The organism is Citrobacter sp. Cc139 (genome assembly GCF_030334645.1).
Classification (GTDB): Bacteria; Pseudomonadota; Gammaproteobacteria; order Enterobacterales; family Enterobacteriaceae; genus Citrobacter; species Citrobacter werkmanii.
On the sequence record NZ_JAOWDM010000082.1, the window covers coordinates 458,999 to 471,687 of the forward strand.

Annotated in this window: 14 protein-coding genes; 9 read left to right on the top strand and 5 right to left on the bottom strand. The window is 50.1% G+C overall.

Annotated features, from left to right (window positions below):
- Positions 1-98: 98 nt before the first annotated feature.
- On the top strand, positions 99-1,088 hold the full coding sequence (pspF, locus tag OGV69_RS14415; RefSeq protein ID WP_176722622.1) for a phage shock protein operon transcriptional activator: 990 nt from the start codon (positions 99-101) through the stop codon (positions 1,086-1,088).
- Positions 1,089-1,170: 82 nt separating this feature from the next.
- Entirely contained in the window at positions 1,171-1,815 is a 645-nt protein-coding gene (locus OGV69_RS14420; protein ID WP_038640920.1) for a quinolone resistance pentapeptide repeat protein QnrB12, read from the top strand.
- A 95-nt stretch (positions 1,816-1,910) separates the two neighbouring features.
- On the opposite strand, the gene OGV69_RS14425 is transcribed toward OGV69_RS14420, so the two are convergent.
- The 4 genes from OGV69_RS14425 to OGV69_RS14440 form a co-directional block, all read right to left on the bottom strand.
- Complete coding sequence (locus OGV69_RS14425; RefSeq protein WP_069324989.1) at positions 1,911-2,819, bottom strand: SDR family oxidoreductase; 909 nt, start codon at positions 2,817-2,819, stop codon at positions 1,911-1,913.
- 176 nt (positions 2,820-2,995) lie between these two features.
- Positions 2,996-3,511: a 2-oxo-tetronate isomerase gene (locus tag OGV69_RS14430; protein WP_038640923.1), complete on the bottom strand. Its 516-nt coding sequence runs from the start codon at positions 3,509-3,511 to the stop codon at positions 2,996-2,998.
- 10 nt (positions 3,512-3,521) lie between these two features.
- Complete coding sequence (locus OGV69_RS14435; protein ID WP_038640925.1) at positions 3,522-3,968, bottom strand: DUF421 domain-containing protein; 447 nt, start codon at positions 3,966-3,968, stop codon at positions 3,522-3,524.
- A gap of 9 nt (positions 3,969-3,977) precedes the next feature.
- Positions 3,978-4,481, bottom strand: coding sequence for a hypothetical protein (locus OGV69_RS14440; protein ID WP_069324988.1), 504 nt, complete (start codon positions 4,479-4,481; stop codon positions 3,978-3,980).
- A gap of 131 nt (positions 4,482-4,612) precedes the next feature.
- On the opposite strand from OGV69_RS14440, the gene OGV69_RS14445 reads away from it, so the two are divergent.
- The 6 genes from OGV69_RS14445 to sapF all read left to right on the top strand — a co-directional run bounded on the left by OGV69_RS14445 (position 4,613) and on the right by sapF (position 10,617).
- Positions 4,613-5,005, top strand: a complete 393-nt coding sequence (locus OGV69_RS14445) for a YdeI family stress tolerance OB fold protein (protein ID WP_069324987.1) — start codon at positions 4,613-4,615, stop codon at positions 5,003-5,005.
- Between the two features lie 329 nt (positions 5,006-5,334).
- On the top strand, positions 5,335-6,978 hold the full coding sequence (sapA, locus tag OGV69_RS14450) for an ABC transporter substrate-binding protein SapA (protein WP_069324986.1): 1,644 nt from the start codon (positions 5,335-5,337) through the stop codon (positions 6,976-6,978).
- Entirely contained in the window at positions 6,975-7,940 is a 966-nt protein-coding gene (gene sapB, locus OGV69_RS14455; RefSeq protein ID WP_038640933.1) for a peptide ABC transporter permease SapB, read from the top strand. The genes sapA and sapB overlap by 4 nt, the downstream gene beginning before the upstream one ends.
- Positions 7,927-8,817, top strand: coding sequence for a peptide ABC transporter permease SapC (sapC, locus tag OGV69_RS14460; RefSeq protein WP_069324985.1), 891 nt, complete (start codon positions 7,927-7,929; stop codon positions 8,815-8,817). Before sapB ends, sapC begins: the two co-directional genes overlap by 14 nt.
- A complete protein-coding gene (gene sapD, locus OGV69_RS14465; protein ID WP_003020556.1) occupies positions 8,817-9,809 on the top strand; it encodes a peptide ABC transporter ATP-binding protein SapD in 993 nt (330 codons plus the stop codon). Before sapC ends, sapD begins: the two co-directional genes overlap by 1 nt.
- Position 9,810: 1 nt before the next feature.
- Positions 9,811-10,617, top strand: coding sequence for a peptide ABC transporter ATP-binding protein SapF (sapF, locus tag OGV69_RS14470; protein ID WP_038640937.1), 807 nt, complete (start codon positions 9,811-9,813; stop codon positions 10,615-10,617).
- 40 nt (positions 10,618-10,657) lie between these two features.
- On the opposite strand, the gene OGV69_RS14475 is transcribed toward sapF, so the two are convergent.
- Positions 10,658-11,347: an EAL domain-containing protein gene (locus tag OGV69_RS14475; RefSeq protein WP_069324984.1), complete on the bottom strand. Its 690-nt coding sequence runs from the start codon at positions 11,345-11,347 to the stop codon at positions 10,658-10,660.
- Positions 11,348-11,790: 443 nt separating this feature from the next.
- Between OGV69_RS14475 and fabI the strand changes: the two genes are divergently transcribed.
- A complete protein-coding gene (gene fabI, locus OGV69_RS14480; protein WP_038640941.1) occupies positions 11,791-12,579 on the top strand; it encodes an enoyl-ACP reductase FabI in 789 nt (262 codons plus the stop codon).
- The last annotated feature ends 110 nt before the right edge of the window (positions 12,580-12,689 follow it).

Here is a 12,689-nt window from a genome sequence, read left to right on the forward strand (position 1 = left end):
CACTTCGCATGCCAACTTTTTAATCTATTGAATTATTTGAAAATATCCAATTTTACCTGTCGGGATAAATAGGGTAAATTGGTGAATAACACTAACAAATGGTGAATTTCATCATGGCAGGATACAAAGATAATCTTCTGGGCGAAGCGAACAGCTTTATTGAAGTTCTGGAGCAGGTTTCTCATCTCGCGCTGCTGGATAAACCTGTGCTGGTCATTGGGGAACGCGGTACGGGGAAAGAGCTTATCGCCAACCGCCTGCACTATCTCTCCCCCCGCTGGCAAGGCCCGTTTATTTCACTTAACTGCGCGGCGCTCAACGAAAATTTACTCGATTCCGAACTTTTTGGTCACGAAGCTGGCGCCTTTACTGGCGCGCAGAAACGTCATCCGGGTCGGTTCGAACGCGCCGATGGCGGCACGCTGTTTCTTGATGAACTGGCGACCGCCCCGATGCTGGTACAGGAAAAACTGCTGCGCGTTATTGAGTACGGAGAGCTGGAACGTGTCGGCGGTAGCCAGCCGTTGCAGGTCAACGTACGACTGGTTTGCGCCACCAATGCCGACCTGCCGCGGATGGTGAGTGAAGGCACGTTCCGCGCGGACCTGCTGGATCGTCTGGCTTTTGATGTGGTCCAACTCCCACCGTTACGCGAACGTCAAAGCGACATCATGTTAATGGCTGAACATTTTGCCATTCAGATGTGCCGTGAGATCGGGTTACCGTTGTTTCCAGGGTTTACCGACGAGGCCAAAGAAACGCTCCTCCACTACCGTTGGCCGGGCAATATTCGTGAGCTGAAAAACGTCGTGGAGCGTTCAGTTTACCGACACGGGACCAGCGATTACCCGCTGAATGAGATTGTGATTGACCCGTTCAGGCGTCACACCACACCGCCGCAGGCGCAGGAAACCAGAGCTGCATCCGTAACCTTACCGCTGGATCTGCGTGAATTCCAACAGCAGCAGGAGAAGGAATTTTTGCAAAGCAGCTTACAGCAGGCGAAATTTAATCAGAAAAAAGCCGCTGAATTATTAGGTCTGACCTACCATCAGCTCCGTGCGTTACTCAAGAAACACCAAATTTAGCGTACAGGGGCAGACGTTGGACGCGAGGGTTAAAACAGTTTACCATGATGCAATTACTGTATAAAAAAACAGGTTAATCATGATGACTCTGGCATTAGTTGGCGAAAAAATTGACAGAAACAGATTCACTGGTGCGAAAGTTGAAAATAGCACATTTTTCAACTGTGATTTTTCGGGTGCCGACCTCAGCGGCACTGAGTTTATTGGCTGCCAGTTCTATGATCGAGAGAGCCAGAAAGGGTGTAATTTTAGTCGCGCTATCCTGAAAGATGCCATTTTCAAAAGTTGTGATCTATCCATGGCGGATTTCAGGAATGTGAGCGCGCTGGGAATCGAAATTCGCCACTGCCGCGCACAAGGTTCAGATTTTCGCGGCGCAAGCTTTATGAATATGATTACCACACGCACCTGGTTTTGTAGCGCCTATATCACCAATACCAACTTAAGCTACGCCAACTTTTCAAAAGTCGTACTGGAAAAGTGCGAGCTGTGGGAAAACCGTTGGATGGGTACTCAGGTACTGGGGGCGACGTTCAGTGGTTCAGATCTTTCCGGCGGTGAGTTTTCGTCGTTCGACTGGCGGGCCGCAAACTTTACGCACTGTGATTTGACCAATTCAGAACTGGGCGATCTCGATGTCCGGGGTGTTGATTTGCAAGGCGTCAAACTGGACAGCTACCAGGCATCGTTGATCCTGGAACGTCTTGGCATCGCTGTCATTGGTTAATATTCAGGGAGCGGTGCCTGCCGCCCCCTGCCCTTAAACAATATTGTCCGCGCTGGCTTTCCCCCGCGGACGTTTCGACTCAGCGAACATAGACGTCAGAGAGTTCCGGTCCCCCCGTCAGAACACCATACCTGACCGGATGTATAGCTGTTCTCTTCAGCCGCTAAAGTGACATACAGAGGGGCAATTTCTACCGGTTGGCCTGGCCGACCGAGCGGCGCATTTGCGCCAAATTTCTCAATTTTTTCCTGTGGTTGGCCGCCGCAACACTGCAATACCGTCCAGTACGGTCCAGGCGCGACAGCATTCACACGGATCCCTTTGGGTGCCAGTTGCTTTGCCAACGATTTAGTAAATGCCACTATCGCCGCCTTGGTCTGAGCATAATCAAGCAGGATCTCACTTGGCTCATAAGCCTGTACCGACGAGGTGTTAATAATCACGCTGTCTCGTGAGAAATGAGGAACAGCCGCTTTGGTGATCCAAAACATGGCGTAGACATTGGTCTTGAATGTCGCATCAAACTCTTCTGTGGTGAGGTCTACGATCGATTCACAAAATTGCTGACGACCGGCGTTATTCACCAGGATATCCAACCCTCCCAGCGCTTCTACCGCCTGTTTTACCAGATGGTTACAGAAAGTTTCGTCACGAATATCACCGGGAATCGCCGCGACTTTTCTCCCTGCTTTTTTTATCAATTCGACAACCTCACGCGCATCGTCCTCTTCTTCAGGTAAATAATTAATCGCGACATCGGCGCCTTCGCGGGCATAAGCAATGGCAACAGCACGCCCAATACCTGAGTCACCTCCGGTAATTAATACCTTGCGACCATTTAACCTGCCGCTTCCCTGATAGCTTTCTTCGCCATGATCGGGACGCGGTTGCATTTTTCCAGCCAGACCCGGAAAAGGTTGTTTTTGATGTGGAAAAGGCGGCTGCGGAAAACGTTCTGAATTAGTTTTATTGGTGGTCTGTTTTCCTTTATTTAGGTCAGTCATTCAATCACCTCTCATGAGTCATCATTCATCGCAAAGACTAATAAGCGTAGAACAAAATGAATGACATGACCTTTATAATTTACCCACAACTTAATTTTTGCCAAATATTAACCTGGTCCTTACGATGATAACTTCACATTGCGTTGAGATATTTACTCGGATAAGTCCTGGTTTATTTATTTGTTCTTCCAGGCTGTAACTTCTTCAACCAATACCGCCAGGCTAAAACGTACCGCCTTTTCTATAACGTCCTGGCAATCCCCGGAAAAATATTCCCGTTTTGTTATTATCCGCCCGCGGAAATTCCACGCAAACCACACCGTTCCTGCGGGAGTACCATCCTCCCCACCTTCCGGCCCCGCATATCCGCTAATGGCTATGCTGATGTCGGTTTCGGCTTGCTCACGTATCCCTACAGACATCTCACTGACCGTTTGCTCACTAACGGCGCTATATTTCTCCAGCGTACTGGCCCGCACGCCGAGCATTTTCTGCTTGGCGCGATCGCTAAAGGTTATAACGCCGATATCATAAAATTCTGCGGTATCCGCCTGTGCACAAAGCGCGGCGGCCAAGTTACCTCCTGTACAAGATTCTGCGGTAGTCAACGTTAAACCGCGATCAATAAGCGTTTTTGCAACCCGTTTCGTCAGTTCATTGCGTGTTTTTGCGTCATTGTACTCCGTGTTCATTACCGCCTCGTTAATTCTCTTCAGGAATGACAGAAATATGTCCGTTACGTTCCAGAATGGCATACTTGATTTTACTGGATTCGGTAATCCCCTGATTTTGTCGCGCAGCGACTAATATATCGTCAAGAGAAACATCCACTTTCTTCATTTTATCCAACAAAGGTATCCCGTGATCAAGCAGGATAACCGGAGAGCCATCCAGTACAGATTCTGCCCCACCTACCTTTTTCTTAATGAAACCAAACAGAATATCAATAGTAACCAGTGTGACAATCGTGATCATGGCGCCGGTTAGCGAAAAATCATTACCCAATAAGGCTTGCTGAGTTGCTTCACTGATAATCAGTAATAAAATCAGATCGAAGCTGGTCATTTGTAACAATGCCCGGCGACCGGCTATTTTGAAAACCACCAGCAAAATAAGGTAAATGGCTAATGCCCGGAAGACCATCTCCATACCCACCTCCTAAGGATAAATAAATTGTCTGAAGCGGATTTCAGGTTCGCCATTTAGCCGGAGAAAACTCATTACACTTCCTGGCTTCACGGGCGTAACCTGCAGCCAGACAGTAAAATCCTGCGTTGCTTCAGAATCATTGTAGACAAGGTAAAGATCGTTACCCTTGCTGTACATGCTGTCTGGCTGCGGCCAAATATTTTCCATCTCATAAAACTTGTTGAAATCGCCGCCAATGCGCAACGTCATGTTCACAGAATCATGCTTCTGTGCCGAGATTTTAAATTGAAATTCCGTTTGCAAACGACCAAATTTTTCGAATTGTAACTCTGTTGTCTTTAAGGTGTTTTTTCTCGTTACCTCACTTAAATATCCGCCGGAAAACGCTCCCGCCGTAGCAAGTAAAACAATGCAGAGCAAACAGATAAAACCAATCTTGTGAAAGCCTGATTCAAAATTCAGAAAACGCTGACTCTCTTTCACTCCTTGCAAATGGGCTTTCTCTCTGTTCATTTCACCGCCTCGCTTATATCACACCAATCCTTTGTTTTATTGAAAAATTATCATTTGAGACTTATCCCACTCGCCAGATTAATAAATAGCAACCAAACTTAATAAGTCAAATCAATTTCTATGGAGGCTCTATGAAAATATCTTTCGCCCCCTTACTGTGTTGTTTTTTATTGCCATCAGCGTTTGCCGATGATAATGGTGGATTGAAAAAAGATACCGCCCCGCCACCTGCCCACGCACTGGATGAAGGATATCGCGGCACTGAAGATGCAAGAATCATGACCGTCCAACAAGCTAAAACTATGCATGACGGAGCGACTATCTCTTTACGGGGTAATCTCATTGAGGGTCAAGGAGGAGATAAGTTTATCTTCCGTGACAAAACCGGCACGATCAATACGCTTATTCCGCTTGCCGTCTTTGATGGCCGAACGGTAAAACCCGATCAAATGATCAGGATTAACGGTAGCCTTGACGCTAAAATGCAACCGCCGGTGGTACGCGTTAATAAAATCCAGAAGTAATTCGACATACGGGAAGATATTCACTCTTCCCGCCTCATTCTTGTTTATTTTCCTCTGATTCTGCAGACATTCCTCCCACACAACAGACTCATTTTTCCCGTCAGACACCTCCCGCCATTGAATCCGGCGTTTAAGCGAGTCAGAGGTGCCATGAAAATGCTAAGATAGCTAATAGAGGATATGCAAAGTGGATAGCAGGTATGAATTTTGACCAACTGGCGATGTTGAATTCGCGGTTATCAACCCTGCAGCCCCCAAACACAAACGGTAATGGCAAATGTCATTAAGTATTAGTAAGATAGCTTCTTTATATATAACCCTTTAAAATTATGCGCCTGGTTTTATCATCTCTGATCGTGATGGCTGGACTTCTGAGTGGTCAGGCTGCAGCTGCGCCTGAGCAGGCCTCGTACGCTGATATTCGTGACAGTGGCTTTGTCTATTGCGTCAGCGGGCAGGTCAATACGTTCAATCCACAAAAAGCGAGCAGCGGTCTCATCGTAGACACATTAGCGGCCCAATTGTATGACCGACTGCTTGATGTCGATCCCTATACTTATCGCCTGGTGCCAGAACTGGCTGAAAGCTGGGAAGTATTGGATAACGGCGCAACCTACCGCTTCCATTTACGTCGCGATGTTCCGTTTCAAAAGACAGCCTGGTTCACGCCCACCCGCAAACTGAATGCGGACGATGTGGTATTTACCTTCGAGCGCATCTTTGATCGCCAACATCCGTGGCACAATATCAATGGCAGCAGTTTTCCCTATTTTGACAGCCTGCAGTTCGCCGATAACGTCCAAAGCGTGCGCAAGCTGGACAACAACACCGTTGAATTTCGCTTAAATCAACCCGACGCCTCCTTCTTGTGGCACCTTGCCACACATTATGCCTCGGTGATGTCGGCAGAATATGCTGCCAAATTAGCCAAACAGGATCGCCAGGAATTACTTGACCGACAGCCCGTCGGCACAGGTCCGTACCAACTTTCAGAAAATCGTGCAGGCCAATATATTCGCCTGCAACGGCATGAAAAATTCTGGCGAGGTACCCCCTTGATGCCACAAGTCGTGGTGGATCTCGGCTCTGGCGGAACCGGCCGTTTATCGAAATTACTGACCGGCGAGTGCGACGTGCTGGCCTGGCCGGCTGCCAGCCAGCTCAGCATATTGCGTGATGATCCTCGACTGCGTTTGACGTTGCGTCCTGGGATGAATATCGCCTATCTGGCGTTCAACACGGATAAACCGCCGTTGAACAACCCTGCCGTACGACATGCGCTAGCGCTGGCCATTAACAACCAACGGTTAATGCAATCTATTTACTACGGTACGGCGGAAACCGCAGCATCTATTTTGCCTCGCGCCTCGTGGGCTTATGACAACGAAGCTAAAATTACTGAGTACAACCCGGCAAAATCGCGCGAGCAATTAAAAGCGCTGGGGCTGGAAAATCTGACGTTACAACTTTGGGTCCCCACCAGTTCTCAGGCCTGGAACCCCAGTCCGTTGAAAACCGCAGAGCTGATTCAGGCTGATATGGCTCAGGTGGGTGTGAAAGTGAAGATCATCCCGGTAGAAGGTCGTTTTCAGGAGGCGCGATTAATGGATATGAACCATGATCTGACGTTGTCCGGCTGGGCAACTGACAGTAACGATCCTGACAGCTTTTTCCGACCGATGCTCAGTTGTGCCGCCATTAACTCACAGACCAACTTTGCCCACTGGTGCCATCCGGAGTTTGACAGCATTTTGCGCAAAGCCCTCTCTTCGCAACAACTCTCCTCGCGAATTGATGCCTACGACGAAGCGCAAAATATTCTCGCGCGCGAGTTGCCGATCCTGCCGCTGGCCTCTTCGCTTCGTTTGCAGGCTTATCGCTATGACATCAAAGGGTTGGTGCTCAGTCCGTTCGGCAACGCTTCTTTTGCCGGGGTTTCCAGGGAAAAGGCTGACGAGGTGAAAAAACCATGATTATCTTCACCCTGCGCCGTTTTTTATTACTGCTGGTCACCCTGTTCTTCCTGACTTTTATTGGGTTCAGCCTGAGTTACTTCACACCTCATGCGCCGTTACAGGGCGCATCGCTGTGGAACGCCTGGGTATTCTGGTTCAATGGCCTGATTCACTGGGATTTTGGTGTGTCCAGTATTAACGGCCAGTTGATCTCAGAACAACTCAAAGAGGTGTTTCCGGCGACCATGGAACTGTGCATTCTGGCCTTTGGTTTTGCACTGATGGTCGGGATCCCGATAGGCATGTTGGCGGGCATAACACGTAATAAATGGCAGGATCGCTGTATCAGCGCATTGGCTCTGATGGGCTTTTCTATTCCGGTTTTTTGGCTGGCGCTGCTGCTGACGTTGCTCTTCTCACTGACCCTCGGCTGGCTGCCCGTTTCCGGGCGTTTTGATCTGCTCTACGAAGTTAAGCCCGTTACCGGATTTGCCATTATCGACGCCTGGATCGCCGACTCGCCCTGGCGCGATGAAATGCTGGTCAGTGCGATCCGCCATATGGTGCTTCCGGTGTTAACGCTCTCCGTTGCACCGACGACGGAAGTTATTCGTTTGATGCGTATCAGCACCATTGAGGTCTTTGATCAAAACTATGTTAAAGCGGCGGCTACTCGTGGTTTGTCACGGTTAACGATTTTACGCCGTCACGTACTGCACAACGCTCTCCCACCGGTTATCCCGCGCCTGGGTCTACAGTTTTCCACCATGCTGACGCTGGCGATGATCACCGAGATGGTCTTTAGCTGGCCAGGTCTTGGCCGTTGGCTGATTAACGCGATTCGCCAGCAGGATTACGCGGCGATTTCGGCGGGTGTGATGGTGATAGGCTCACTGGTTATCATCGTTAACGTCATCTCTGATATTTTGGGTGCTATGGCTAACCCTCTGAAACATAAGGAATGGTATGCCTTACGATAGCGTCTACAGCGAAAAGCGCCCGCCGGGTACGCTGCGCACCGCATGGCGCAATTTTTACGGCGATGCAACCGCAATGATCGGCCTGTATGGCTGTGCGGGGCTGGCGATTCTGTGTATTTTTGGTGGTTGGTTCGCGCCTTACGGCATCGACCAGCAGTTTCTCGGCTATCAGCTTTTACCGCCGTCATGGTCGCGCTATGGCGAAGTCTCTTTCTTCCTCGGGACTGATGACCTGGGGCGTGATGTTTTAAGCCGCCTGCTCAGCGGTGCGGCCCCAACCGTGGGCGGTGCGTTTGTCGTAACTCTCGCCGCCACGCTGTGTGGCTTGTTACTGGGGGTGGTTGCCGGAGCAACGCACGGTTTGCGTTCCGCGGTGCTGAATCACATTCTGGACACCCTGCTGTCGATCCCTTCACTGTTGCTGGCGATTATTGTGGTGGCTTTTGCCGGGCCGCATCTGACTCACGCGATGTTTGCCGTCTGGCTGGCGCTGCTGCCGCGGATGGTTCGCTCCGTCTACAGCATGGTGCATGACGAGCTGGAAAAAGAGTATGTTATTGCCGCTCGCCTTGATGGCGCAACCACGCTCAATATTCTGTGGTTCGCCGTTCTGCCCAATATTACCGCCGGGCTTATCACTGAAATCACCCGTGCGCTGTCGATGGCGATTCTGGATATCGCCGCGCTGGGTTTTCTTGACCTTGGCGCGCAGTTGCCATCACCGGAATGGGGAGCCATGCTCGGCGACGCGCTGGAGCTGATTTATGTCGCTCCGTGGACAGTGATGCTGCCAGGCGCGGTGATCATGATAAGCGTGCTGCTGGTTAACCTGCTGGGTGATGGCGTGCGCCGCGCAATTATTGCGGGGGTGGAATAATGCCATTACTCGATATCCGCAACCTGACCATTGAATTCAGAACCGGCGACGACTGGGTAAAAGCGGTTGACCGTGTCAGCATGACCCTCAATGAGGGGGAAATCCGCGGGCTGGTCGGCGAGTCCGGCTCCGGCAAGAGTCTGATCGCCAAGGCTATTTGCGGCGTCGCCAAGGATAACTGGCGCGTAACCGCAGACCGTATGCGCTTTGATGACATCGATCTCCTGCGCCTTTCCGCGCGTGAACGACGCAAGCTGGTCGGTCATAACGTTTCCATGATCTTTCAGGAACCGCAATCGTGTCTTGACCCGTCCGAGCGTATTGGACGACAGCTGATGCAAAATATTCCAGCCTGGACCTATAAGGGGCGCTGGTGGCAGCGCATCGGCTGGCGCAAACGCCGGGCGATTGAGCTTTTGCACCGCGTCGGGATAAAAGATCATAAAGATGCCATGCGCAGTTTCCCGTATGAACTGACCGACGGCGAGTGTCAGAAGGTAATGATCGCTATTGCACTGGCGAATCAGCCGCGCTTGCTGATTGCCGATGAACCGACGAACGCGATGGAGCCAACGACCCAGGCGCAAATATTTCGCCTGCTGACCCGGCTGAACCAAAACAGTAATACTACCATTTTGTTGATCAGCCATGACCTGCAAATGCTCAGCCAGTGGGCGGACAAAATCAACGTAATGTATTGCGGACAAACGGTGGAAACGGCGCCCAGTAAAGATCTGGTGACGATTCCACATCATCCTTATACGCAAGCGTTGATCCGCGCCATTCCTGATTTTGGTAGCGCGATGCCGCATAAAAGTCGTCTGAATACCATGCCAGGAGCGATTCCATTGCTGGAACAATTACCCATCGGCTGCCGTCTGGGGCCGCGCTGCCCTTATGCTCAGCGTGAATGTATTGAAACCCCACGACTGACCGGAGCAAAGAATCATCTCTACGCCTGTCATTTCCCGCTGAACATGGAGAGAGAGTGAGATGGTAGAAACCCTGCTCGAAGTTCGCAATCTGAGCAAAACCTTTCGCTACCGGACGGGTTTATTTCGCCGCCAGACCGTTGAGGCCGTTAAGCCACTCAGCTTTACCCTGCGCGAACGTCAGACACTCGCGGTCATTGGTGAGAATGGTTCCGGAAAGTCCACGCTGGCAAAGATGTTAGCTGGCATGATTGAACCCACCAGCGGTGAACTGCTGATTGACGATCATCCGCTCCAGTATGGTGATTATTCATTCCGTAGTCAGCGTATCCGTATGATTTTTCAGGATCCGTCAACATCGCTTAACCCTCGTCAGCGTATTTCACAAATCCTTGATTTCCCGCTGCGTCTGAACACCGACCTGGAACCTGAACAGCGTCGCAAACAGATTATAGAAACGATGCGCATGGTTGGACTGTTACCTGACCATGTGAGCTATTACCCGCATATGTTGGCGCCGGGGCAAAAACAGCGTCTGGGGCTTGCCCGCGCGCTTATTTTACGACCTAAAGTGATTATCGCCGACGAGGCCCTTGCCTCTCTGGACATGTCGATGCGTTCGCAGCTCATCAATTTGATGCTGGAATTACAGGAAAAACAGGGGATTTCGTATATCTATGTGACTCAACATATCGGCATGATGAAGCACATTAGCGATCAAGTATTAGTCATGCATCAGGGTGAAGTTGTTGAGCGTGGCAGTACCGCGGATGTTCTGGCTTCCCCGCTGCATGAGCTGACTCGTCGTCTGATTGCAGGGCATTTTGGCGAGGCGCTCACCGCCGACGCCTGGCGGAAAGATCGCTAACAAAGCCGCTGCCCTCCGAAACCGGAGGGCAATTGCGCCATCAGTGACCAACACCGGGTAAGAGCAGTGTCTCAACCTCGTGAAAAACGACTGACGGAAAAACGCTCCCCTGTATCGCCCAGACACCTGCCGCGCTGACGTCATCGATAAGTCGTAATGTTTCGACCCCCTCCACCGCAACGCGATCGCAATATTCCCGGATGTTTTTGATAAGCACCGGGAACATCGGCTTTTCTACCTGTTCAAGGAAGAAACCGCGATCCAATTTAACCACGTCAAAATGACCGCAAACCAGCGGACTTGCCCCGACGTTACCGGAGCCGAGATCGCCCAGCCATAGCGCGTTTGGACCGTCACAGAGTGAATTAATCAGCAGATTATTCAGGCAAATCGTACTCGACAGAAAACGCTCTGACAGTTCCAGTGCAATAAAGGGCATTGCGTGTAGGGCCGACTTGATGACCGGATCACCAATCGCCAGAAGCGCCATTTCATCGATGAGATGAAGGGTACAGAGCAGATTGTTGCTCTCAAACCAATCACGCTTTTCGGCAATTAACTGGATTTGCTTGAGCATGAAATTACGCTTTTGTTCGCTATTCCACGCTGAAACGACGAAATCTGCATGCAATGGGCGAACCGTATCTGCAGCAAACCGGGCGATCATCTCCACGCCCAGCAACTTATTTGTTGTGTCTCTCATCGGTTCCGCGATGAAATGATAGTGCATAAGACCACTCCAATTGATCATAACTTCCTGATAATGCACTTTTAATCACAATCAATCAATAATATCGATCAATGTATCGATATTGATCGATAAAAACAATATATCATAACAATCTGAATATATGCATGTTTTTTGTTTTAAGAAAGTTCCTACCTTGCTATGTTTATTAACATCAGCTAGCGCCTTAATAATACCATTTTAGCGCCTTTAAAGCCTTGTATTTTCTCATTGTCTTCAATGCAATACGGGTCAGGCAAAGCACAACCAGGGGAAGTAATATCCTCGCCATTTGCAATGAATGGTAAGGGGCATTTAGGGTTGATAACCATTCTAAAAAGAACAATGAGTAGGATATAATTTCAGCCCAATTTCGCGCGTTTTTGACATGGCAATCATCACGCTTTGATTGCTACGAAGAAGCAATGACCATAAGGATTAAAGCTATGGGTTTTCTTTCCGGTAAGCGTCTTCTGGTGACGGGTCTTGCCAGTAAATTGTCCATTGCATGGGGAATCGCTCAGGCAATGCATCGTGAAGGCGCTGAACTGGCGTTCACCTACCAGAACGACAAACTAAAAGGCCGAGTGGAGGAATTTGCCGCTCAACTGGGGTCCAGCATCGTACTACAATGTGATGTTGCCGAAGATGCCAGCATCGATGCGATGTTCGCTGAACTGAGCCACTCCTGGCCGAAATTCGACGGATTCGTGCATTCCATCGGTTTCGCGCCTGCTGACCAGTTGGATGGCGACTATGTGAATGCGGTCACCCGCGAAGGTTTTAAAATTGCTCATGACATCAGCGCTTACAGCTTTGTTGCGATGGCAAAAGCTTGCCGCTCTATGCTTAACCCTGGCTCTGCGCTACTGACGCTATCCTACCTGGGTGCAGAGCGCGCAATCCCTAACTACAACGTGATGGGTCTGGCGAAAGCGTCTCTGGAAGCCAACGTCCGTTACATGGCTAACGCAATGGGTCCTGAAGGTGTACGAGTGAACGCCATCTCCGCAGGTCCAATCCGCACTCTTGCCGCTTCCGGCATCAAAGATTTCCGTAAAATGCTGGCGCATTGTGAAGCGGTGACGCCGATTCGCCGCACCGTGACGATTGAAGATGTAGGCAATTCCGCAGCATTCCTGTGCTCCGATCTTTCTGCCGGCATCTCTGGTGAAGTCGTTCACGTAGATGGCGGCTTCAGCATTGCAGCGATGAACGAACTGGATCTGAAATAATCGTTTAGTCCTCTGTGGGCGGCCTGCCGTCGCCCATGATTTTCACCTCCTCCTCCACTGCCCTGTGCCATATATACTTTTCCGATATTTATTATCACGTAACAATCTTT

Coding starts and splice junctions, on each gene's coding strand:
- pspF (WP_176722622.1), top strand. CDS start 99: ATGGTGAATTTCATCATGGCAGGATACAAAGATAATCTTCTGGGCGAA.
- OGV69_RS14420 (WP_038640920.1), top strand. CDS start 1,171: ATGACTCTGGCATTAGTTGGCGAAAAAATTGACAGAAACAGATTCACT.
- OGV69_RS14425 (WP_069324989.1), bottom strand. CDS start 2,819: ATGACTGACCTAAATAAAGGAAAACAGACCACCAATAAAACTAATTCA.
- OGV69_RS14430 (WP_038640923.1), bottom strand. CDS start 3,511: ATGAACACGGAGTACAATGACGCAAAAACACGCAATGAACTGACGAAA.
- OGV69_RS14435 (WP_038640925.1), bottom strand. CDS start 3,968: ATGGAGATGGTCTTCCGGGCATTAGCCATTTACCTTATTTTGCTGGTG.
- OGV69_RS14440 (WP_069324988.1), bottom strand. CDS start 4,481: ATGAACAGAGAGAAAGCCCATTTGCAAGGAGTGAAAGAGAGTCAGCGT.
- OGV69_RS14445 (WP_069324987.1), top strand. CDS start 4,613: ATGAAAATATCTTTCGCCCCCTTACTGTGTTGTTTTTTATTGCCATCA.
- sapA (WP_069324986.1), top strand. CDS start 5,335: ATGCGCCTGGTTTTATCATCTCTGATCGTGATGGCTGGACTTCTGAGT.
- sapB (WP_038640933.1), top strand. CDS start 6,975: ATGATTATCTTCACCCTGCGCCGTTTTTTATTACTGCTGGTCACCCTG.
- sapC (WP_069324985.1), top strand. CDS start 7,927: ATGCCTTACGATAGCGTCTACAGCGAAAAGCGCCCGCCGGGTACGCTG.
- sapD (WP_003020556.1), top strand. CDS start 8,817: ATGCCATTACTCGATATCCGCAACCTGACCATTGAATTCAGAACCGGC.
- sapF (WP_038640937.1), top strand. CDS start 9,811: ATGGTAGAAACCCTGCTCGAAGTTCGCAATCTGAGCAAAACCTTTCGC.
- OGV69_RS14475 (WP_069324984.1), bottom strand. CDS start 11,347: ATGCACTATCATTTCATCGCGGAACCGATGAGAGACACAACAAATAAG.
- fabI (WP_038640941.1), top strand. CDS start 11,791: ATGGGTTTTCTTTCCGGTAAGCGTCTTCTGGTGACGGGTCTTGCCAGT.